General features: G+C 36.7%; 26 protein-coding genes. 2 read left to right on the plus strand and 24 right to left on the minus strand.

Annotated features, from left to right (window positions below; translation table 11 throughout):
- Positions 1–8 precede the first annotated feature (8 nt).
- From Q9R36_RS09095 to Q9R36_RS09115, 5 genes are all read right to left on the minus strand, one after another.
- Positions 9–353 (minus strand): ArsR/SmtB family transcription factor, encoded by a 345-nt coding sequence (locus Q9R36_RS09095; protein WP_009792033.1) that lies wholly within the window; start codon positions 351–353, stop codon positions 9–11.
- Between the two features lie 312 nt (positions 354–665).
- A complete protein-coding gene (locus tag Q9R36_RS09100; RefSeq protein WP_101551353.1) occupies positions 666–1,187 on the minus strand; it encodes a hypothetical protein in 522 nt (173 codons plus the stop codon).
- Positions 1,188–1,487: 300 nt separating this feature from the next.
- On the minus strand, positions 1,488–1,871 hold the full coding sequence (locus Q9R36_RS09105; RefSeq protein ID WP_129613788.1) for a hypothetical protein: 384 nt from the start codon (positions 1,869–1,871) through the stop codon (positions 1,488–1,490).
- Positions 1,872–2,032: 161 nt separating this feature from the next.
- On the minus strand, positions 2,033–2,191 hold the full coding sequence (locus Q9R36_RS09110) for a hypothetical protein (RefSeq protein WP_165352682.1): 159 nt from the start codon (positions 2,189–2,191) through the stop codon (positions 2,033–2,035).
- A gap of 178 nt (positions 2,192–2,369) precedes the next feature.
- Positions 2,370–2,609, minus strand: coding sequence for a hypothetical protein (locus tag Q9R36_RS09115; protein WP_311224956.1), 240 nt, complete (start codon positions 2,607–2,609; stop codon positions 2,370–2,372).
- Between the two features lie 326 nt (positions 2,610–2,935).
- Here Q9R36_RS09115 and Q9R36_RS09120 point away from each other — a divergent pair, with 326 nt between their 5' ends.
- Entirely contained in the window at positions 2,936–3,844 is a 909-nt protein-coding gene (locus Q9R36_RS09120; RefSeq protein ID WP_311224957.1) for an EamA family transporter, read from the plus strand.
- A gap of 128 nt (positions 3,845–3,972) precedes the next feature.
- On the opposite strand, the gene Q9R36_RS09125 is transcribed toward Q9R36_RS09120, so the two are convergent.
- The 12 genes from Q9R36_RS09125 to Q9R36_RS09180 all read right to left on the minus strand — a co-directional run bounded on the left by Q9R36_RS09125 (position 3,973) and on the right by Q9R36_RS09180 (position 13,805).
- Complete coding sequence (locus Q9R36_RS09125) at positions 3,973–4,353, minus strand: hypothetical protein (protein ID WP_094769970.1); 381 nt, start codon at positions 4,351–4,353, stop codon at positions 3,973–3,975.
- A gap of 146 nt (positions 4,354–4,499) precedes the next feature.
- Positions 4,500–4,919 carry a hypothetical protein gene (locus Q9R36_RS09130; protein ID WP_022543409.1) on the minus strand — a complete coding sequence of 140 codons (420 nt, stop codon included), beginning with the start codon at positions 4,917–4,919 and terminating at the stop codon, positions 4,500–4,502.
- A gap of 60 nt (positions 4,920–4,979) precedes the next feature.
- The gene (locus Q9R36_RS09135) at positions 4,980–5,177 is read right to left on the minus strand and encodes a hypothetical protein (RefSeq protein WP_009792042.1); all 198 of its coding nucleotides are present in this window, start codon (positions 5,175–5,177) and stop codon (positions 4,980–4,982) included.
- A gap of 708 nt (positions 5,178–5,885) precedes the next feature.
- Positions 5,886–6,200, minus strand: coding sequence for a hypothetical protein (locus tag Q9R36_RS09140; protein WP_311224958.1), 315 nt, complete (start codon positions 6,198–6,200; stop codon positions 5,886–5,888).
- 198 nt (positions 6,201–6,398) lie between these two features.
- On the minus strand, positions 6,399–7,292 hold the full coding sequence (locus Q9R36_RS09145; RefSeq protein WP_311224959.1) for a sensor histidine kinase: 894 nt from the start codon (positions 7,290–7,292) through the stop codon (positions 6,399–6,401).
- Positions 7,293–7,313: 21 nt separating this feature from the next.
- Positions 7,314–8,063 (minus strand): ABC transporter permease, encoded by a 750-nt coding sequence (locus tag Q9R36_RS09150; protein ID WP_311224960.1) that lies wholly within the window; start codon positions 8,061–8,063, stop codon positions 7,314–7,316.
- Entirely contained in the window at positions 8,056–8,979 is a 924-nt protein-coding gene (locus tag Q9R36_RS09155) for an ABC transporter ATP-binding protein (RefSeq protein WP_311224961.1), read from the minus strand. The genes Q9R36_RS09150 and Q9R36_RS09155 overlap by 8 nt, the downstream gene beginning before the upstream one ends.
- A 97-nt stretch (positions 8,980–9,076) precedes the next feature.
- Positions 9,077–9,769: a response regulator transcription factor gene (locus Q9R36_RS09160; protein WP_311224962.1), complete on the minus strand. Its 693-nt coding sequence runs from the start codon at positions 9,767–9,769 to the stop codon at positions 9,077–9,079.
- 228 nt (positions 9,770–9,997) lie between these two features.
- Positions 9,998–10,708 carry a hypothetical protein gene (locus Q9R36_RS09165; RefSeq protein ID WP_311224963.1) on the minus strand — a complete coding sequence of 237 codons (711 nt, stop codon included), beginning with the start codon at positions 10,706–10,708 and terminating at the stop codon, positions 9,998–10,000.
- 306 nt (positions 10,709–11,014) lie between these two features.
- Complete coding sequence (locus Q9R36_RS09170) at positions 11,015–11,710, minus strand: hypothetical protein (protein ID WP_311224964.1); 696 nt, start codon at positions 11,708–11,710, stop codon at positions 11,015–11,017.
- A gap of 619 nt (positions 11,711–12,329) precedes the next feature.
- Positions 12,330–12,977, minus strand: a complete 648-nt coding sequence (locus Q9R36_RS09175) for a hypothetical protein (RefSeq protein ID WP_311224965.1) — start codon at positions 12,975–12,977, stop codon at positions 12,330–12,332.
- Between the two features lie 12 nt (positions 12,978–12,989).
- Complete coding sequence (locus Q9R36_RS09180) at positions 12,990–13,805, minus strand: toll/interleukin-1 receptor domain-containing protein (RefSeq protein WP_311224966.1); 816 nt, start codon at positions 13,803–13,805, stop codon at positions 12,990–12,992.
- Positions 13,806–14,253: 448 nt separating this feature from the next.
- On the opposite strand from Q9R36_RS09180, the gene Q9R36_RS09185 reads away from it, so the two are divergent.
- Positions 14,254–15,375, plus strand: coding sequence for a hypothetical protein (locus tag Q9R36_RS09185; protein WP_311224967.1), 1,122 nt, complete (start codon positions 14,254–14,256; stop codon positions 15,373–15,375).
- Positions 15,376–15,610: 235 nt separating this feature from the next.
- Here the strand turns inward: Q9R36_RS09185 and Q9R36_RS09190 are convergent, their stop codons facing one another.
- The 7 genes from Q9R36_RS09190 to Q9R36_RS09220 form a co-directional block, all read right to left on the minus strand.
- Positions 15,611–16,063, minus strand: coding sequence for a hypothetical protein (locus Q9R36_RS09190; protein WP_311224968.1), 453 nt, complete (start codon positions 16,061–16,063; stop codon positions 15,611–15,613).
- A gap of 184 nt (positions 16,064–16,247) precedes the next feature.
- Complete coding sequence (locus tag Q9R36_RS09195) at positions 16,248–16,664, minus strand: SMI1/KNR4 family protein (RefSeq protein ID WP_311224969.1); 417 nt, start codon at positions 16,662–16,664, stop codon at positions 16,248–16,250.
- Positions 16,665–16,681: 17 nt separating this feature from the next.
- Positions 16,682–17,245, minus strand: coding sequence for an HNH endonuclease (locus Q9R36_RS09200; protein WP_311224970.1), 564 nt, complete (start codon positions 17,243–17,245; stop codon positions 16,682–16,684).
- On the minus strand, positions 17,245–20,331 hold the full coding sequence (locus Q9R36_RS09205; RefSeq protein WP_311224971.1) for an ATP-binding protein: 3,087 nt from the start codon (positions 20,329–20,331) through the stop codon (positions 17,245–17,247). The genes Q9R36_RS09200 and Q9R36_RS09205 overlap by 1 nt, the downstream gene beginning before the upstream one ends.
- A 17-nt stretch (positions 20,332–20,348) precedes the next feature.
- A complete protein-coding gene (locus Q9R36_RS09210; RefSeq protein ID WP_311224972.1) occupies positions 20,349–20,618 on the minus strand; it encodes a hypothetical protein in 270 nt (89 codons plus the stop codon).
- A 92-nt stretch (positions 20,619–20,710) separates the two neighbouring features.
- A complete protein-coding gene (locus Q9R36_RS09215) occupies positions 20,711–21,205 on the minus strand; it encodes a hypothetical protein (RefSeq protein ID WP_311224973.1) in 495 nt (164 codons plus the stop codon).
- Complete coding sequence (locus tag Q9R36_RS09220; protein ID WP_311224974.1) at positions 21,202–23,457, minus strand: dynamin family protein; 2,256 nt, start codon at positions 23,455–23,457, stop codon at positions 21,202–21,204. The genes Q9R36_RS09215 and Q9R36_RS09220 overlap by 4 nt, the downstream gene beginning before the upstream one ends.
- Positions 23,458–23,459 lie beyond the last annotated feature (2 nt).

Consider the following 23,459-nt stretch of genomic DNA (forward strand, 5'->3'; position numbering starts at 1 on the left):
CCCCCCTCTTACTCACAAGAAATTCTTAATCCCTGTTCTTCAAGTTCTTTCAATTTATAATCCTGACTCGGAAGGTGATCCAGTACATCCTTCACCAGCGGGTAGTAGTCGCTCGCTTTGTTCAGAGAATAAATGATCCACTGGCCTCTCCTGGCCTCCCTTACCACATCTGCATCCTTTAGCTTTCGGATATGCTGGCTGATGGCAGGCTGGCTCATTTTAAAAATCTCAACAAATTCACAAACGCAGCAATCATTATTATCCAGAATCTTCAGCATAGTTAACCGCGTTTTATCACCCAATAATTTTAAGATGCTGGCTGCTTTTTCAACTTCAACTGTGGACACTTTCAACGTCTATTCACCTCCCGCTTTACGATATCAATATATAATAATTCACTTATATATGCAACAGGTTTTGATTTTTTTTAAAACTTTACTTAATTTTAATATGTTCCTTTTCAGGTTGTTCATTCATAATACTTTTTGTACTTCTTCGTCGCCTTTTTTCTGAAGCTTATTCTTTTGGGGTCTGGGAATATCCCATCTCATCACCCTTTATTAATTTTAATCACGAAAAAAAAGCCGCCTAGAATTGGCAGCTGTTTTTGGACATCGCACCTATAGTTTAAAATTACAATAGACAGAAACAACATCTCGATATTCTTAATTACTAACTTCCCCTTGATAGCCTTTATCTGCTGTCAAGAATCGATCAAGCTTAATAAACCCTGTGAAGATGAACAGTGATCCAAGAATATTACATATAACCCTAAACCAATGGACAATTTTAAATTCCTTCACCGTTTGCTTAAGGAATTCTATAGAATGGAGGTCAGCACCTTCAATAAACATGATTTCATTCCGTGGCCATTCAAAAAGAATGGAAGCTGCCCCTTCTAATATGATTGCCAGCAGGCTGAGGAGCACCCACTTTCTTGCAGATTTCACTTTCCACACAAAAATTCCTGCCAAAACGCCGGTCAGTATACTTACAAAGCCCAAAGGCGGAAAATAAGTATGTGGACTAGCAACTGCCATCCAGTCCATGGACTGCTCCAATGAAAATGGTACGTTATGAAAAATATTTGGATACACCATAAACGTATTAAGTAAAATGCTCCCCAAAATGATCCACTGAATCCAAAGGTGGGATAAAACCGTATAATACCCTACTTTCTTTGCCATGCAAAAAACTCCTTCTAATCATAAGTTTTTATAGCCTTATCGGCTAATATGCACTCATTATAAGGAGCAATTCTAAATGAATCCTTATGTAGTTCTTAAATAATTCTTAAAAAGCCATGGGGACAGACCCCCTGGCCCAATTTCAAAAAAGAAAGCCAGGGGGACAGACCCCTTGGCCCAATTTCAAAAAAAAGCCATGGGGACAGACCCCCTGGCCCAATTTCAAAAAGAGCCAGGGGGACAGACCCCTTGGCCAATTTCCAAAAGAGCCATGGGACCTGACCCCCTGGCTCCTCAAGTTCATTTAAAATCACTAGGAATTTTTACGAGTACATAATTTTCAGTCCACATTTGAGTGGTGGCAATTAGCCTCTTTCCTTCTTTTTCAAAGAACAGGCCGGCACCATCTTTTTCTTTAAACTCCCATCCATATGAGGCAACCATTTGTTTAGTATATTCATCAGCGATTGAAATACCTTTATCCTCACTACGTGTGATATACCAAAGAAAGTCCCCATCTACTGAAATTTCAGTTATCTTACTATCCGATTCTTTTAGTTTATCAATAGCTTCATTTGCTGATACATCATCAACTGGAAGAGAGGGGTAGTGTAATTTACCTGCAAAAATGAACACAACAATAGTTATTATTAATATGCCAAGTATATACCGCACCTTTTTCATCTCATCACCCTTTGTTAGTTTAAATCACGATATATTATCGTATGCGTTCTTCAACTAAGCTGTCCCTTCCTCGCAAAGAACAACTTCTAATGGCAACTGGATCCATCATTACTTAATAACCCACGTTTACATTCTTGTGAGCTCCAAATTCCAATCTTATTTTATATATCAAAAAGTGCATTCAATACAAGAAGTAAGAGCCATAGCAGAATAACTTGGATTCCAAATCTTCCTATTTCATTGCCTTTTATATCTGCTCTATTCTGGTGTTTTATCCTTCTATATAAGTTTTGGACTTTCTTTTGTTTTTCTCCTTCCACTCTTTAATCTCCCTTTTAAAATCATATCTCCTGGTACAGCGTGAGCAAATAGATGTTTTAGCCATTAAGTAATTTTCAGCAAAAAAGGCGATAATCCTTCTTAGATCAATCACCCATTAGTTTAATAAGGAACGTAGAAAAAGTGCACTTTCCTTAGTGAATAATACACTCTTCTATTTCAGTTTCCCTTTTTATTTACAACCAAAAAAATACCCAAGCCTGCAACTGCTATTAGCAAAAATAACGCAATTGAAGGCATCCCTAAATCAGAGCCCCAGCTTAATTGCTTATCTCTATTTGTTGTTGCAACGTAAGCAGCAGATGCCTTGATAGTATCAGATAAACTATTTATTGAATAAACAATAACGCCTGTAAGAATGGCTTGAGCTATAAGGAAATAACCTAGTATGTCTCTCATAAACTCCCTCCCCCTTTTACTAAATTATACAGTTTTTTAGCAAGGTGGGGAGCGAAATCCTATTGAACTAATCTCCCATTAGTTAAATAAGATTCAGCTGCCTTATTGACAGTTAAAGCACCTTTTAGTACAAATAACCTTCAGTATTCCCAAAGAGTCTCACCCAACCCGTTGACAATAGGCACCTTTACTCTTATACTTTTTGAAGAATTGAATAATAAAACCAATTTAGGACGTGGATTTTTCTAGAGCTAGCTCTATTTTCGCCACACAATTGTCAGTTGACGGTTGTGTGGCTTTTTTATGTAAAGAAAGGGGCAGAGTAAATGAAAACTTGGCATTATGCACTATTCGTTTTTCTAGGTGGATGCTGCTATGGGGTGTTGTCTACATTTGTGAAGCTTGCTTATGCAGCAAATTATTCGGTAACAGAGGTAACGGGTGCCCAATATTTATTTGGGGTCTTACTTACCTGGGTGCTGGTTATGTTTAATAAAAAGCAAAAAATTTCTTTAAATCAAATCCTCAAATTACTGTTATCTGGAATTCCGTTTGGTTTGACAGGTGTGTTTTATTATCAGGCGCTGCAGACACTAAATGCTTCACTAGCCATCATTTTTTTATTTCAATTTGTATGGATTGGTGCGCTTTTCGAGTGGGTCTTTCATAAGAAAAAACCAACAAAAGGGAAAATCATCTCAATTGGCATTCTTATTATAGGCTCAATTCTAGCTGCGGGCTTACTTGCAAAAAATGAAGCTGCTCTATCATTGCACGGGTCTGCCTGGGGGCTGCTTTCGGCTTTAACGTTTACAACTTTTATATTTCTCAGCAGTTCAGTCGGAAAAGATACTCCGCCTGTCCTGAAAAGTGCTTTCTTATCTACTGGTGGTTTAATTGTCGTACTTTTAGTATATCCACCAATGTTTCTAGTTGATTTACCTGTCTTAATGGGGGTCGCCCCCTATGGTTTATTACTCGGCTTGTTTGGTGTTGCCTTACCACCACTTTTATTTTCAATTGGCATGCCCCATATAGGACCAGGACTTGGCACAATTTTGACTGCTTCGGAGCTTCCAGTAGCTGTAACATTATCGGCACTTATATTAGCTGAATTTGTAAGCTTTTCACAATGGCTGGGAGTGGTCATCATATTAATTGGCATTGTCGCAGGCAATTTAAAACCTAAAGATCGAATAGAAGCTGTGTCTATACAATCCAAATCCATTTCGTGATTTAGAGTTCTCCTTATAATGAATACCGGGCCATGGGGACAGACCCCTTGGCCCAATTTCTAAAAGAGCCATGGGACCTGACCCCCTGGCTCCAAAAACTCAGCCTTATGACAGCCTAATATTAACTTTTATTCAAAACTATTTTCATATATATCAAAAAACTTCGATAATTCCACGCCTTGTTCTTGAATATTTTTATCCATCCCAGATACTTGCCACCCATATTGTTTGTATTCTTTATAGTTACTATCACTAACGGGTTCTAGATCAAACTCCTTAGCTACTGCTGCAAAGGCTTCTTTGTAGTCCAGCTTTGCCTGTTCTAATGCTTTTTTAGAATCTTTAAAAATCGGCATTCCTTCAGCATTAGCTCCTATTTCGTATGCCTTTTCATTACCAAAATCAATGCTTAATTTACTAACATCATAATCATCAACAACTGTTGCTAAGGATTGGTTATCACAAGAAACTAACAAGATGATTGCAAAGCTAATAAATAAGCCCCTCATATATACCTCCATTAATCATGCTACTTTGTTATAACCTTATAGAATAGACGTTTTTCGATAAAATAAGTTTCATAACTATTTTCACTATCCTTCCCCTTTTATAAAAAGAAAAAAAGCTGCTTGATTTCGCAGCTTAATAAAGGAATTTAACTCCCCTTTTCCAGGTTGTCTTGAATAAATTCCCGAAGGACACTTTCGGCATTTTTTAATGTATTTAAAGTTCCTGTTACTTTACTGCCAGGAACCTTTTTGGCAATTGGAATTCCTAAAATTGTTCTTTGGCAACTCCATATAGGAATTCTTAATTGAATCTTATGTCTTCCTAAGTGGGATTCAATTTCTATAAAAACATAAGAGATATAACCAGGCAGAAATTTATCTACACCATCTTTCAATACCTCAATGAGAATTCTTTGGTTTTTCTTTTCAAAATAAGGCTTAAACTCATTTAATAAAGATTCACAATGTACAACAAAACTGTGTTCAGCAGCACTAATATAATCCCTTATTTCAATAGAAAATTGGTTTTGTTTATAACTTTGTTGTAAATCTATTAAGTTTTCCATTAATCCTCCAATCGCTATTGAGCTTATCTTCCCGGACCGCATGATCTGCAAGTAATAATCTTAATACATACTTGCTGAAGCCAGTACGGCAATGGTCCACATGATAAGTGTAAAAGATATTGTCAGCAATACTGTATTGATTGCTGTTTTTTCGCCGCTCTTCACCTTTTTCAATATAGAGACTAAATTCAAACAAAACACAATGCACAATATGGGCATCAAAAACCAGCCAACATACCATCCTGCCACAATAAGCATATTTCTCTCCCCCAATTTTTAAGAGTGCTGACCAGTTGGTTTATTATTTCTGCTTTGATTATAATTAGCTATATATTCCTCAAAATTTCATCGATCAGCTCAAAAGTAAACTATTCCCCAATACCTTTACATGATTAATCATCTTATCTGAACCATTCAGCTTCCACTCCAAAAAGAAAACCACAGACAAACAGGCCCATTACTACTCCGATCATTGTCACTACACCAAGGATCAATTTTACGCGGGAGGCGGCTTCATTGAAATCACTGAAAACCATAATGTAAGTATAGAAACAGGGTAAAAGAAGAAATAAATGATGAAGGTGTTTAATGAGAAGGTCAAATGAGCCACTACTCCAGATTCGTTCAATAAAAAGCCTATGAATGTAATTAACATTCCGGAACTATAATATTTTGCTAATCTGGGAAGTGACATTGAACGGTTTTTGACATATTTTCCTTGCAAGCTATTCTCACCTTTTCTTCAATAAATGAGCAGGGCAATACCCACTGTCGCTTCTTCTAATTATAATCTATTTGCAAGGTTTTTCGTGGTGGACTCACACGGCTTTTTATAAAAAAAGCCGCCTCGCTGCGGCAGCTGATTGAACAGAGGGATTAAACAAATACAAGGCGTTATTCCTTCTTTAATTCAATACTTTCGGTTTCTTCATCCCATTCAACAGTCATTGTAATCACAGTATTTTGTTAGATAAAGGCACACCCACTGCACATATCTCCAAAATCCTGACTTTGCAGAACCCCGCCATTAGATAAAGTTCCCATTCCCTCGGTAATGCCAAACTCTGCTTCAATACGATATTTAATTTCTTTACCTGTAATACTTTTTAGATTACTCCCTTCATACTTTAATGTGAAGTTTTGTTCCTGTGTGTCTTCTGTCTGTATCACTCTGATTTTTCCATACCAGTTTTGACTTGCGCCCTCAAAATACAATGTCTTAGATTGACAAGCAGTAAGAAGGATTATTGTTATAAAAAGAAAAGCAAAGAGCCTCTTCAAAATAATTCCCCCCTAAACCCATTTGGGATATTTTAACACAAAATTCTGTAATTGACTTATAAACTGCGCAATGAGTCTACACGTAATGCAATGGTTGTTATCCCGAAATAATCGATTCCCTCCCTGAGGCTAAAGAGACAAACAGAGACAGGTCTCCGATCCAAACAAAAAAAGAGCCAGGGGGTCTGTCCCCTTGGCTTATTTCCATTCACAAACCATAGCCAATTGATTCCCCTTTAGTTCAGCGGAGATTTTGCCGTTCATTTTTCCCATCAGGCTTTTGGCAATGGGCAGCCCGAGGCCGGTTCCTTTACCTGTCCGGGTCTGGTCGGCTTTATAGAACCGGTCGAACATGTGGTATACGTCCTGTTCACTCAGTTTGTCGACGGTGTTGGAAATTCTCAATACAACCGCTTCATCCCTTTCTTCCAGCCTGATGGACACGTTCCCTGTTGAGTACCGAATCGCGTTGACCACTAGGTTTTCCACGACTCTTTTAACAGCAGATGCATCGGCATCGATCATGATTTCATGATCAGGAATATGGATGTCCGGCTCTATGTTTCTCTTTTTGAATTCTTCATAAAATCCTAATAGCGCGTCTGCAATCAAATCGTTGAACCGGACCTTCTCCAGCTTCATCGGGTAATCGGTTTGTTCGATAACTGACAGCTCGAAAAAATCTTCAAGGAGGATTTTTAATCTTCCTGCACTATTTTTAATCGTTACGATGTATTCTTTTTTCAACTCGGGGCTTAGTTCATCGGACTCCAAAAACTGAATATACCCCAGAATCGAGGTCATAGGTGTGCGGATATCATGTGAGATATGGGAGATGGCCTGTTTCAGCTCATTTTCCGTTGAGCGCTTGACTGCCTCTGCTTGTTTCGTCAGGTCAATCTGGTTATTGATTTCCTTTGCCAGCTCCTCAAAATGGCGGTCATGATAGCTGATATCCACCTTCTTGCTTGTTTGATTCTGATTGATTTGATAAAGCTGCCAGGCTGTCCGTTTGATTTCTTTTTTCAGCAGATAGAAACGAGTGAGGACAATGGCGAATGCAATCAGGACGATGATGAACAGATAGAGCATTGGACCTCACCCGCTTTCTGGTTACTTGATTTCTTTTCGTTTAAACATATAGACGCCTATTCCCCAAAACAGCAGGAACGTCAGAATGGGAATCACTATTATGAAAAACAAGTCACTGCTGTTCAAGCTGTTCACGATGCTGATGTCATAGATCAGCTTAAAAACAGAATGATTGAGTATCGGTTCAAAAAACGGCACTTTGGCTGCCAGCATTTGCAGCGGCCAGTCAGCAAAAATAAAGAATAGCAATAAAAACCCTATCGTTTTTCCGCTGTCCGTGAACAGGATTGAAAAAATCGCCATGATGGAGGCAAAGGCAGCTCCGTATAAAATAATCAGCACTATGGTTTGAAGATAATAGGAGAGTTCAGGCATACTGTCAAATCCGAAATAGACAGCACTCGCCCCTGTCATCACGATAGGTAATATCAATGATATGATGACGGCTCCAATGGAAAACACGATTAACTTCGCAGAGTAGATACTCAGCCTGCTTTTCCCTGAAGATACGATGCTTTTCATCGTCCCCATGGAGTATTCACTCGTAATAAAGAAACCGGCGAGAATACTGGGGATCAGCTTCACTATATTGGCATGCGGCCCAAGAATGCTTTCCCGGTAGAAATCACTTACTGCCGGCAGGCCTGTAGCGCCATTGTCGAATTCTAGAAGAGGAAACAGCACTGCTGCAGCAAGCAGCATCCAGCTCAGGAATCGGAATGAGCGATCTTTCTTTAATTTATACCACTCTGTTCTCACTAAGTTACCCATGCTGGACACCCCCGATGCGATTGGTGAAATATGTCTCCAAATCTTCTCCCATCGGCATGAACTCTTCGATGATCAAGCCTTCATCGGTTAACATTTTGGAGACTTTTCGCGGTGCATCAACAGAGGCAAACAGTTTGATTGTTCCATCCGGCATCACTTCAAAATCAGGAGCAGATAACCGGCTTTCTATGATGGTTGCCGCCTTGCTTGGATCATCCACTTTGATATGCAGGTACTGCTGGCATTTTTCTTGAAGCTCCTTCGCAGATAACTGTTCCAGCAGCTCTCCTTTATGGATGATGCCATAATGGGTCGCCAATAGATGCAGCTCGCTTAAAATATGGCTTGAAATCAAAATCGTGATGCCATATTCCCTGTTCAGTTTTTTCAGCAGTTCCCGGATTTCCACAACCCCCATAGGATCCAGCCCATTAATAGGTTCATCCAAAATCAAAAACTCAGGATCTCCCAGTAAGGCAATCGCCAGTCCGAGGCGCTGCTTCATTCCTAAAGAAAAATTCTTCGCTTTCTTTTTTCCTGTATCCTGCAAACCAACAAGCTTCAGTGTTTTGCCGATGCACTCTTTGCCTGGTATGCCTTTCAAAAGGCGGTGTGCTTCCAGGTTTTCCTTGGCCGTCATCTGAGGATATAAGGCTGGCCCTTCAATAATGGTGCCGATTCTCTTTCTGGCCTCGATGATATCCCGTTCATTGCTTTTTCCAAATAACTCAAACGTCCCTGTGGTTGGATAGGCAAGTCCTGTTATCACCCGGATCAGCGTGGATTTCCCGGCACCATTCTGTCCGATGAAACCATAAATGGAGCCTTTTTTTATCTTTACACTCACTTTATCAAGCGCCATATTCTTTTGATATTTTTTTGACAACTGGCTGGTCGTCAATACATCGTCATTCATGAAGAGTTTCCTCCTTACGTCATTATTCAGCTTTGAACACTCTTATACTATAAGAAGGAAAACATAAGAAACCCTTAAGGAAATCCTTAAGAAAACCTTAAGATTTGAGCTTATAGCCCATTCCCCAGACCGTTTCAATATACTCTTCATCACTATTTGCTTTCACCAGCTTGCTCCTGATATTGCTCAAATGGACATTGATCGTATTTTCATCTCCGTGGTATTTTTCATTCCACACGCTCTCGAAAAGGTTCGCCTTGGAAAAAACCTTATGAGGGGACGACACCATCAGAAGCAATATATCGTATTCCCTGGCTGTCAATTTAAGCTGAATCCCGTTCACGCTCACAGTCTTAGCGTCCACATCCAAAAGAATATCCTTATGGGTCAATTGATTCGTTACCGGCGCACCCGACAGGCTGCGATATCTTCTCAGGCATGAATCAATCCTGGCAGATACCTCTTCAATATCAAAAGGCTTGGTTATGTAGTCATCAGCCCCGGCTCTTAACGCATGAATCTTTGATTGAGTCTCAAGCTTCGCCGAAATGATGATCACGGGGATCTTGCTCTCACTCGTCACCTTTTTCAGGAGCTCTTCACCGGATAATCCAGGGAGCATCAGATCAATCAGGATCATATCCCACTTCCCGGAATCCAGGTAAATCAATGCTTCCGTCCCCGAATAAGCCGGCTTTGGCGAATAGCCGCTTTTGCTCACAATATTGCACAGCAGGCGATTAATGTCCTCATCGTCTTCGATAATTAAAATATTTACCGTATCATTCATTGTAATCATCCTCATATTTATTAACCTTATCATTTATTGAATGGCGGGGAATGTCAAGTTGGGCGAAGGCTGTAAGGAAGAAGAGCTTTATCCAGAAATTCCGGAAGCTCAGCGGCTTATTTTGTGGTACGCTTTTTGCCCTCAGGCTAAGAGATTAACGGAGACAAGGTTCCCGGACCAGCCACAAAAAGAGCCAAGGGGTCAGTCCCCTTGGCTTATCCCCTTGGCTTAATTTTTTTCTTCATCAAGTTCGAAAATAGGAAGATTAAATCTTTGTTCAATTATCGACTTTGAATTTAGATATTCTTCGAGACTATTAACTATTCCAATTTCATTCAACACCTCTTCTGCAATATCAATCGCTTCTCGTAGGTGTATTCCAATAATATCAATGAGAATATCTCTTCTATCCGCTAGACGAAGCAGGTCGTTCATAATACTAATAATTACCCAAGCTTTGGCGAATCGATCCTCTGATTGAAAAGCTAGAACCATTTGTTCTATGTTATTAGCATCCATATAAAACCTTTGAACAATATCGATGTCATCCTCTAAAGTAAAACCATTATAAATATATTTCGGATATAATACTTGATGATGAAGAAAATTAGAGAATTGATTGGTGAATTCAAGATACTTGTTTTCAAGACAAATCGGTTCATCATGATAACATATATTATTAAATCTATTATTAGTTAATGAAATATGAGTTATCTCATGTGCGATTCTTCCTTCTAGCCTGGAAGCAACATCTGTTGACTTAATTTCAATTACCTTTGTTGGTGTTGCCATGTTAACAAATCCTAATAAATTTTCTTCTCCATTATCCTCCATCTCCCAAACTATTACATCTCCCCTCAATCCAAGGGAGTAATAATAAGCTTCGAGACGAGAAATATCTAAATCTGTAGGTACTTGGAAAACAAATCTAAATACCATCTACGCTACCCCTATCTATTACTTATTCTTCTTGATATTTATCCCAAACTCAAAGTCACCTTTTATCCAACTTACGAATGTGCCTGAATGTCGAAGATAAGTAACTAATGTAGTTTTCTTTTTACTTTTTCATTTACATTTTGTAAGTATAATTGATAAAGTTCTACTAACTGCTTAATAAATTCTTCTGAAGCTTTCATTTCATCAATTCCCCTTACTTCTGAGCCTATTATACTCCATATGGAAAATTCATGTAAGTAATTGGAGAGTTGTGACTTTAGTGTTGGTTTTGATAGTTATGGCTCATTATTGTATATGTAATCTATTCTTTTTGTACATTACCCAAATGAACATTTTCCATTCAATATCTAGAGCCTCCCCTATGGAATAATCTAACTTAATGAAGTCATGATTAACTTTCTTGCAAAACTGTTTTACATTCTGATCACAACGTATTTCGACCTCAGCAGCACTACCATAATTGTTAAGTGAATTGTTTATCAGTAATAATTCTTTGCAATCATTTTTAAAAACAAGGTACTTTTCTGGAATTGTTTCTAATGGGTGAACCCCTACTAATATATGATAGCAAGGATAATTATCCGCATAGCTTGCCAACTTATCTATGTCCTGTTTAAGACCATTCTTCCTTTTATCTGTTCCATCACCATAAAATGTCGTTTCATACCCACTTTTACCACCTCTCACTCCACGTTCTGTTTGGGCTATATGATAAGTGTGACGAGCTTTAAACTCAAAAGTTGCTGCAGGTTGAGTATACGGATTTACGTATTCAATCAAAGTTAAATCGGTTCGTTTCCATTCACGTTGTATAAAAAAATAAGGATTGCCTTTAAGTTGATTAGCAAAATGATTAGTGAACTTGTCCCTAATATTCATTTCTGTTCTCGAATTACAATAAAGTTGTGCTAGTTCATTCGGCAACCATGTATCCTCTAATCCTTTCAATAAATCCCCCATCTTGTCAGCTGTATACTTCATAAATCTGGACTCCTCTACTAGTAATTTTCTAAAATATTTTTATTTCAAAACAATTATTCTTAAAATCAATTTAGATTTAAGCATCTGGTTTTTATTAGGTCACTATCTTTTTTCAGTCATATACACAGTTTTTTTACCTTCTAGAGTTTGGATAAATATTTGATGGTTTTGGTTTAAGTAGATACTTTAGTCTTGGATGGCAAGTTCAAAATGACTTCTTCTAAGAGGATATACTTGGGAGTAATCTTGTTGTGCTAAAACTAATTTCGTCTGTTGATATATGCTCACCTATCTATGCTACTTGCTCCTATTGCCCCAACAAGTAGAAGGCTTTGTATAAAGGTTTACCTGATAACCTTATATAAAATCTAAAGACCTACGCTGTACAGTAAGAGTCAAATACGAAAAAACGATCACTTCGCAGTGACCGCCTTTAATAATTATGCTCTGCTCACAGTGTTTTGTACTTAGAAGCAAAATGCTATGTTTTGCGTGCTAGTTGTTCTTCCAAAGAATAAGCACCCGATAGTGGAAGTCCCCTATTTTAATAAAGCTCCCTTTTAAACATAAAGAATACCTACACTTGGACATCGAGATAAAATCTAGGAAGTTTATTCACTTATCTAGCGATATTATCCGGAAAATTTCTTTCAACAATACTTACCCATTCTGCTACTTGATTCAACATTTCTTGAACTTGTTCCTTTGTTAGCCCCTCATCTTCAGCTCTCATCCAGATATCTTCCATTATGCTCGGAAGGTTTTGGGGATAGGAAACACTATCATGCCTTAATATATAACTTAATACAGGTTCTGCATTCTTTCCGCCCTGCCCATTATGAGATAAATGAGATATATACCACCCATCTTTATTACGTGTGACATAATACAAATCGTAATGTCCCCATCTTCTAGTATAGACTTTAAATTCAAATTTTTGATTTAAAGTAATATCTTCTGGATCATCATTTGCATGTGGGTCTTCCAAATATTTCAGCAAGTCTTCTATCGTATGAATATGGTAATAGAAATTTGGATCTTCCGGTTGCATACCACTATTTTCAATTAAATATTTGTGATGTTTAGGTTTAGGATTTAATTGCATATGTAGACTATGACACAGAACTCCCATTTCATTTATTATTTCTTCCATACGATTCGAGGGAATATTGAATGATTTACCTTTAAAATAATCCATTGCCTCGTTATATAAATCTTGTATTTTATCTCTCATTTTTTCTTGCTCTGGATTTAAATATACTTTCATTTCAATTACCTCCTACCATGCATCAATATATGTACGTAGTTCAACATCTTGACTTACTGAACGGTAAAAATTAAAATTACTGTCCTCATAATTTAATTCAAAATGAAAAATCCTATTTTCATTTTTATAAAGTAGCAAATCTAAATCCCTTTGCTCCACTTTTAATGTGTATTGCTGATCGTCCTTAAAATCAAAAATAATAGAGTCTATTTTAATTCTATCTAGAGTAGGATTAATTACTCTTAAAGCAACTTCTAACTTACCATCCCTGTTTCTAATGCTTTCTATATTAGAAGTCGCTTTCTCCATTTTAACTTTTTCATCGTAAGCAATAATATTTACATTTTGAATAGTTAGTTTAACTAATTCAGCTAATTGCATTGTCGGTAAACCGGTTGTATTAAACTCACTTTTTATGCTCTCAATAAATTCACAAAGTCTATCTTCATCATTGAGTTTAAATGACATTTGATTTGGATTGACAGCACCGGCTATTTCTTCATACTCAAAGTTAGGAGTTAAAATAGTTGTATAACTCTTATTAAGTATCCAACAAGCTCCCATTTCATTTAAGCAAGCTGCACTATCATAATAGTTTTTAGATAATACAAATATAACCCGTCCGTTCCTATTGAGATTTTGAGCTAAATATTTATATATATCCTTATCATTTGGTATATGGTATCCATTCAATGAGCTACAAACTATATTTGGAACTTTTAAGGGGGTTAACAAATTTACTAGTTCTTTCACATATTCTCGATCTTTACTAGCATGGCTAATAAAAATTGTATCTGGGACACTATTTTGATTTTCTATTTCAGACATACCTACCTCTCCTTTAACCCTTTTTCCACAATGATTATTATCCATTAATTTCTAGTTTTCCACAACTATTCCCCATACAAAGTAAAAAAGCATTCCGAATGATGGAGGAGAAAATGTAAACAAATGAACTAAACTAAATCCATTCAATCGAACTCTTTTTTGGATACATATTTTATGAACCCGACTAAACCAAATGTTATTTATAGCGCAGTAAAAGTTTACTACGTTATGCAGTCGGTAATTGGAAAATAGCCTGCCATTCTGCGAGACACCTTTTGTGATTAGTTGGAAAAAGTGTTCTAAAAGGCGATACATTTCAACGGATGTTATCATTGAGTAATAGATTCCCCTCCCAGAGGGTAAAGAGGTTAACAGAGACAGGTCCCCAGCCCAACCACAAATGGAGCCAAGGGACCTGTCCCCTTAAATTTTTATTAGGTGGGATTACGTGAATAAGAGATTGAGAACAGGGGCTTGTCTGGCAGCCATCCCCTATTTGATGTTAGCAGGCTGCTCGCAATCGGCAACGTCGTCAGAGGAAGGATCAAAGATGCATGAAGAGTCGAAGCTGACTCTTAGTGAGATGCAGTATACGCTTGAAGAAGCTGCAAAGTCACCCAGATTTGCACGTGAAGCATCATATAAAGCAATCGAACCTTCTCAAGGGGCACAGCCGCTGAAAACCAATTACACAAGTCAGCAGCTTGAGGAAATGCCAAAGACGCAGGCACATGGGGGCAGCACGAAAAGAAGTGTTCCTTTAGGTCAGACCCTGACAGCTGGTGCTGAAGATCAAACAGACGGACCGCTTAAGGAACATAGAATTGTCTCCTACTATGGGCATCCCAATTCGAAAAACATGGGAATCCTGGGAGAATACAGTCCTGAAGTGTTCATGGAAAAATTGCTGGCTCAAACCAAGGAATATTCCGAACTGGACCCTGAACGGCCAGCCATCCCAGCAATTGAATTGATTTCGACCGTCGCCCAGCGGAGCCCGGGAGATGATGGTGATTACATACACCCGACAGCCAGCGAAGATATTGAAACATATGCGAAATTGGCCGAAGAAAACAACGCCCTGCTGATCCTGGATATCCAGCTTGCCCGTGATACCGTCATGAACCAGGTGAAATCGGTGGAAAAATACCTGAAACTGCCTTTCGTCCACTTAGCCATCGATACCGAATTCCATGTCAAAGAAGGACAAATTCCCGGAGTGGATCTGGGCACAGTCGATGGGAAGGAAATACAAGAGGCAATTGACTATGTATCAAACCTGACAGCCGAAAATGGACTGCCCGACAAAATGGTCATCGTCCATCAATTCGCAGGAAATGTCCTCATCAACAAGGACTCCATCCAACCCACAGACAACACAGAAGTCGTCATCAATTTCGACGGCCATGGATTGGATGCCATCAAAAGATCCGGGTACAATGAATTTGTGCAAAAGGAGCCTATTCAGTACGGCGGGTTCAAAGTGTTTTATAAAAAGGATGAGCCGCTGATGAAACCTAAGGATGTTTTGGAGTTGGATCCTGCTCCGGGTTTTGTTAATTATCAATAGTAAAGAGCCAAGGGGTCTGTCCCCTTGGCTCATCGTTCAACACTGGAAAATTAATGATAAAATCCGTTCCAACTCCTTCTTCGCTTTCTACTCCGATTTTCCCCTTAAAGGAATGGATGAAAACAAACAGGGGTCTGTTCCTCTTGCTCTTTCACAAACAGACATCTTTAACTGTACCGAGAATGTAGTACTATTATGAAGTTTCTGAAACGCCGGTCTATAATCCCCTTTATGGTTACAGTCCTAGCCTTACCCACATCTTATCGTCTTCAATTTTAAAATCTAGAATTTGTCCAACAGGTATAGCCCTTACTTTTTCAAATCCATTTAAATTAATATGTAGTAAGTCATTTTCAAAATTGACATAAGGTGGATTGTTAAATATTTTCTTTTTTATCCAATCATGATTAAGAGGTGTCATAGAGCCAGTATCAAATTTAATAATTCTTTTTTCAGCACTGGAAGGAGTCAGCACAATTGAGAATGGAATCTTTAATAGCAACTTTTTTGCTGTACCAGTAATCCGTATATGATTGTCTCTAAACACTACTTCAATATTATATAAACCTTCAGACTCAATTTTCTCAGTTTGACTCTCGAGCATCCAACTAAACATTCCAGAAGTTATAGGAATAGAAATATTCTTGTCTTTTAATATTCCTCCGGCTTTCTGAAAAAAATTCTTCATGTTAACTTCTCCATTCAAATCAATTTAAATTATACAAATAAAATATTTATAAGACTGCAGTCCAAGTGGTACGAAAACATCAATTGCTCTTTGCTCATATCACGAGGCGCTGTATATGCTCTGTTTAGAAGGAGCTTAATGTTGGTCAAACTACTTTTGGGACATTTTTTGGATAGATAAATTATTATATCTCATAAAACAGTGTAATAAATTGTTCAAAAGTTTCAGCTATCTTTTCTACTTTTTGGCTCTCAAGGTCAAAAAATATTATAGAAGGAGCATCTACTAATGGATCATAGTAAAAGCATACATAATTTCCAAATTGATCAATCATAAATGGATAAACATCAGCGGGTAGTTGTTTTACTACTGCATTATATGTTTCCCAAATATTTTCTGAGTGCTTTTTATCAAAAGATAAAAGAGCTTTTGCAATACGTTCTTTTGTTTTAATTGTATCAAAAACATTTGGCCTTGGACGGCCATAGTTGTTATTTAATGCAACTTCAGTAAAACTCTTCGGAAATTGAATTCCGTTTTTCTCTTCAAATTCTTTCAATGAATGCCTGTTTTCTAACGGCTTGGTTAATACCCACTTCATTCTGAGAACCCCCTTGTTTATCGACTTTCATTACCGCCGCCCCAAATACTCCGACCACCAGTATGACCTGTTTGAGCATGTATAGTTGAATCAACTAGTTGGAGGGTTCCCGTTTCCTCAGAGTGATGCCATACATAACCTTCAGGGGTATCACCTGCTTCAATTTGCTCAATTTGCTGGTCTGAAAATTGCTCCCTAACTTTAGGGTCATTTTCTATCGCATTTTTCAGCTGATTATTTGCCTCTTTAAATTGTTTTGCATCAGATTCTTCATATTGTGATTCATCTAATTTTGCATCAAATAATGAGTCGAACTTAGGAAAGACTCCTTCAATACGTGTTCCATCAGGTAATTCAATTTCTTTTTTTTCAAATTCAATTCCTGTTATGGGATGTCGGTCTCCCTCTAAAGATTCATTTCTACAAATAATATATCTTGATTCACCTGAATCCGATGGTGCTTCAACTTCTTCTGTATTTGAAGTAGGTAAATCATTTGGGGATTCTATATTGGGCACTTCTTTGGTGACCTCAGTACTAGCCTTGCTAACTTCTGATAAAGCACTGCCAATTAACGACATTAAATAATCACTCCTTTCTGCTTATGCTCAAACCATTGTAAGTAATACTCTTGAAAAGAAGGATTTATTTTGCAGTAATAAATCATTAAACATTCCTGGATAATTTCTTTGAACTCATGGTGTCCAATAAAAGTTGCCAGTGCTTTCTGAAACTTAAAATTAAAATCTTCAAGTGTGAAACCAGTACTTGCGAATGCAATAATTTCTTCTGCAGGGATGTAACTATTAATGACCTCTCCTAAAATTGCTTCATTGCCCCTTTTTAATACACTTAAATCCTTACAATTATCTTTTACTTCTTTTAATAACTGGATTTTCAACATTGTATTTAGCTTTGAGTTTTCTTTTATTGTCTCTACTAAAAGTTTTGAATCATATTTATTAGATAATAGCGATGTTAATACAAATGAAGCTACTTCTCTACGCTCTTTTAATTGAGCTTTGATATCAAATGAGTAACTATAAGGTTTGGGGGATTTAAATTCATGAACCTTACATAAAACTGGATCTAACCAATTATTTTGGTATACTACTGAAACACCCGTTTGTAGTTTTGCAATTTCAGTTAACTGTTGTTCATTCAAGCCCGCAGCTCCACCCACTAAAAGACGATCAGCAGAATCCGGGAGACGTAGTATTATCTTGGTATTTGTGTTACGAATAGCTGACGGGTCTAAGAGATTTGGAGATTGATCTACAATAATAAACCCTTCTCCATATGTACGCATTTCTGCAATACTATTCGTAATCATTTCTACTGATTTACCTTGTAAGTTAACACTTTCACTTGATTGTATATCCGATGTCCTTCGTAATAGATGATGTGCCTCTTCTAAGACTGTGACATGCTTCAATGGTATGTTCATTACTTTAGCGAGAGCCATTCGATGCTCTTGTAATCGCATAAAAATAATACCCATCACAAGTGATTTGGTTTCAGCAGAGCCAATTAAACTTAAATCAATTATACAATTCTCATCAAATAGAAGGCTATTATCTATTTCATCTTCTACAAACACACTGCTTAATAAGCCCGTAGTCAAAGATTTTATACGTGTAACTAACGCGCCTATGTAATTACTCTTAACTTCCTCAGAGTAACCTGATTTTTCAATCACCTTCGGCAAAACTTCAACCAACTGCTTCATCGTAGGATAATGTGCATCTCTATTAAAGTTCATCGAGGTTTCAAGTTGCCATCCACAGCGACGATACACTTCTTCAACTGCTTCTTTTAAAACGGCTGGCATTGCAGCATACATCGGCCAACAAGCATTAAAGATCTCAATTAATCTTTCAATATGCTCTAGCACATGGATATTTTCAGGAAAGTAGAACGGATTAATTTTTAAAAGTTTTGTTTGTCTTATGTTTGTACCAAATACATTTACATTTTGATAACCACCAAAAACATTCTTGTATTCGCCTTTTGCCGGTTCAAGTACAAGGAATTTAATATTTTCTTTCATTAATTCATCTAACATTCTATAAATTGTATTGGATTTACCCGAACCTGTTGATCCGGTTACAAAGGTATGCATAGCCAGACTATTAATATCAAGTTGAACAGGTGATTGTTCAGTTTCTCCCATATGATAGACGTCTCCAAGTTCAATTGCGTGCATCTGTTTCTGCTCTGATAAGAATGAAACATTGCGACCAAACTCAGCCATTTCTACAACGGGTAAGCCTTTTATTGATTTTCTTGGTAAACCACAAGCAATAGTTAGTTCACGCGTGTTAACAAGTGTGCTACCTGTTACCAAGTCTAAACCAGCATGATTAACTTGAAACTTTGGATGCTGTAATTGTTTTAAGGATTCACGAACAGGTAAGTTATTTCTATGCTCTGAATTCCACACGTTTATTGCAGAACCCTCAATTGATGATTCTTTTCCTCTTATAATTGCTTGATAATTTGTGGCTGCTACAGTAGCAGTTTGTTCATCATCTGCTAGGAAGTACGCAGCATAATGCCATAAACCTACATCAGAGGCACTATTTAAGCGATTTAAATGTAAATCGATCCTTTCTAATAATTCAGTAATTCTCTTATCCTCCATATGAATTTGCAAGGTTTGGCTAGATCCTTCTGTCGTTGTAGAACTATTTGTAACATTTTGAGTCGTTGCTTTTGATGAACCAGTAGTCTTAGTTGCACCATTTGTATCTGAAAAGGTTTTAGAATGATTTACTCCAAACGTATCACTTTTATTAGCTCCAGTATTACCGCCAATACCCAACGGAGTAATTGAAATACCTTTATTGGAACCTTTTGTGCTTGAGTTATTAGTACCATCAGTCTGGGACTTCGTATAACTTTGTGTTAAACCAATGCTGTCATTTACTGAATCCGTAACTCCTTCACTAATTCCCTCAGCTAATGCTTGACTTTCATTTTTACCGGCAGTATACCCTATTTTTTGAAATTTTGATAAAGCTGAATACATATTTTCATATCCTAGCTTTATTTCAGATACTTGATCAACCGAAACAGCATCACCAATTAATATTGCTGAAAACTTTTCACCATGCATTGCATTAATAAGTTTTTCAAAGCCCTGCACATACGATTCTTTTTCTGTATCCTTCATGGCGGGTATCCCCGAAACACTTGCAACCGTTCTTCTTAATCGTTCTTTTTCACCTGTAATAACATTGTTAATTAAACTTGTATAATCACTATTTTTAAATTTAATTAATTTTGTACCCGGAAAGTTTCCTTTCATACTTTTCTGCATGCTCTCTTGTGCAATAGACACCTGATTTGAACGTGTACCTAAATAAAAGTTAACTTCGCTACCATTACTATCAATAATAACAATTAATGAATTATTTAAGTTTCCTAGAGCATTGTATACATTCACTAATTTCTCAGTAATATCTTCATTTTTGTCATAAACAATTTTTTCTATTCGGAAGAGTCGAATATGGCGCCCCACATTCGACTCATTATAAATCATATCTTGTGCTACACTAACTACTTTATAGTTGCCTAATTCATGTAAATAGGATTTTTCCATGAACTTTGTTGCATTATTTAAAGCAGGCTCTACTTGCTGCTGAAGTGTCATTAGATCGTTCATTGCGTTTTGCCTCCAAATCAATCGAACTCTACTATTCCACCAATGTCATTTTTAGTTCCATTTTTACTTTTATCAAATTTATTTTTAACATTTTCGAATGACTCAGTAAATGATTGACGATTAGTTGTAACTTGTTCTGAATACTCTTTTAAAAGCTCTATCTCTTTTTGAAGTGCTTCTTTCTGTGAACGTTCATGCTCTAACTCTGAAATGTAATGATTCAATAATTTTCGATCAGATTCTACTTTTTCGAGATCCTCATTACGAACAAATTCACCATCAGCCAATTTACATATAAAACCAACCAATTTCTGTGATGGTTGCTTACCTCTCGCTCTAAGTTCATCAAGATATTCAAAAATTATATTCGCAGTGTTTTTTAATTGTTGTTCGAATTGACTATTTTGATTATTACAGTCATTAGAATAACTGCCCCAAGTACCACTGCTCCCCACTTGAGGGTTGAATTCTTTTTTCTAACATTCACTGGTTGCGTATTAGGTTTAGTATTTATTGGATTAGTACTTATTGGACGTGAAGGTTGATTTTGTTGAGAATTTGAATGCGGTATAAATGGTCCATACACTTTTTTTCCTACTTCAAGCATATGTATAAAACGTGCTTGTGAAAAATTCATCCGTAAATCAACTTGTGAGTCTACAAAGTAATCTTCGTCCCATGCAGCCTGAGATGTTGTATTTAACGTTTTACCGTCATGGGGCTGCCAAATATCAATTCCGCTTGCTTGAATTTTGTTTAAGCTTTGCTGAATTGTCGAGTCCGAATCAGATGGATCTCCTGTTAAATATGCTTTTAATAAATTTCTTATTTCAATAATATTTTCTTCTGCAATTGCTTGATTTAATTTACTCATATATTTACTCCTGCCTTTTCTTTTAGCTCTAAAATAGCATCTAGTTTTTCGATAAATTGATCTAACCATTTTTGTTTCTCTCGATTTTCTACTAATTGTTCTTCTAATTGTTCATGTTGGTTTGCTAGTCTATCAATCTCATTAACACGGTCTTTTAAAATTTCCTCTAATCGGTCAATTTCAGAAATGAAGAATTCTTGCAATCGTTTTAACTCTGCTTGAGTAAATTTAATTGCATCTTCGATATTAATTGTTACTTGTTCTTCAATTGGTAATAAGAATTCTTCAGATAAGTTTTTCATACTTACATATTCTACATTTCCATAAACATTGCGCTCTATATATTTTGGTCTCCAAAATGTATACCACGTCCTATCTGGATTAATCACAGTTTTAGTACCAACAACTTCTTGTTCCTCGTAACTGAAGCGTCCCATTAAGTCATCCACATCCACACTGTCACCCGTTAAAGCCTTATCCCACCTGTTTAATTTAATACTATTTGATATAAAATTTGTAACTCCTTGAATATAAGTCCGATACTCATTGACGTATTGTTCAGCAGTAGAATGTAGAACATTACTAATTGTTACTTCTAAGTCAGTTACTAAATCATCTTGCATCATTAAGACATCTTTTTGTGCTTTAGCCAAAAGGAGTTCTGCTTCATATTTCTTTATTTTTTCATTACTACGAAGCTTTTTACTAATAGCGGACAATAGTTTAAACACCTTTTTATTTGTAGTTACAAAAAAATCATCAATGATTAACTCCATATTTTGAATTCTTGTTTTAAATTCTTGTGCCTTATTGCCACTATTTAATTCTTTTTTTATTTTTTTTATAATCCGCGCAATTTCTTCTCGTTGTTCGGAGTCTTCTAGAATAGCCTGTTTAAGCTTGTTATTCATATCTTCTTGTTCAACAATACGTTGGAATGTATTAACGGCATTCGTGATCTTAGATGTAATTGCATACTTCTCCAAATATTCATTAATAGTTGCCTCTATACTTGTAATTCCAGAATAGTGCACAACCCTTTGATCTTCATCACTTGATTTCAAAATTTGATTCTCAATACTATTTCTCAACGACGGGCTTAATGGTGCATATTGATTTAAATGCATCGTTGGCTCTTCAAGGAATAAGTCTTTCGCGAAGTAATCTGCATTCTCAGAACGAGTTAAATTATATCCATTCTTTTTCTTACGAATCACCTTCGCAATTTGAGCTGAGACTGGATAAATATTTGGATTTTCAATACCTTGTTGTTCTAAGTATTCTTTCACCCCTATTAAAGCACCACTAATGCTTTCACCTTTTTCTGGATCAAACTCATCCGATTTATTCATTGCAAAAATAAATCTGTCCTTAGACTGCTTTCCACCGACCGCCATGGAATCTGCTACAGTTCGCAGTAATGCTAAATCATCATCCGTACGTAACGATGTGGCATTTAATACATATAGCACCATTGGTTTATCATCACTTTTGATAACTGATAATGTATGTTGTCGATGTGATCCATCCATTGCGTTATTTGGTCCCGGTGTATCGACTAATACTAAATTCATTTTTCCGGATTTTATGTAAGGAATATTCCCTTCAATTTCGATTAAGTGAATTTCAGGGTCATTATTAAATAAATTGAAATCCTCAACTCTAGCATTATTAATAATTTTTAGTATTTGACCATTTTCGCTATATGCAACTGCTGAATAGTTTTCAATGTTTGGATTGTTTTTTATACGTGAAACCTTTGCCGTACACGCCTCATTTTTAGATGGCATTAGATCTTGACCTAAAATGGCATTTATTAATGTTGACTTACCTGAACTCATCGTAGCAATAACAGCAATTTCAAACTCACTTTGTAATGCTCTTTGGAAATTCACTTCAATCTTTTCATCTTTCAATTGTTCAAACGGACCTTCTTTCATCATTTGAACAAGTTCTTCTAATTGTTTAAATTTGTCATTATTTTCTTCAACCGGTATATGAACTAATTCAATATTTGGATACAGGTTTTTAACTTGCTGTATATCCTCAAAATCTACCAGTGTACCAATAAACTCTAGGAAAAATGCATCTTCATTTAACTCTTCCACTAGCATAGGGAATAATCTCTCTACCCATACCTGTAGTCGATCATGCTTGAAAGCACCAAACTTAGTTGTATCCATTAAGTTCTCACTATTAATCCAAAGCTGTGTTTCAACTTTATAAGGATTGTATCTCATTGAAATATTCACTT

Source organism: Bacillus sp. AG4(2022) (genome assembly GCF_031844465.1).
Taxonomy (GTDB): domain Bacteria; phylum Bacillota; class Bacilli; order Bacillales; family Cytobacillaceae; genus Bacillus_AB; species Bacillus_AB infantis.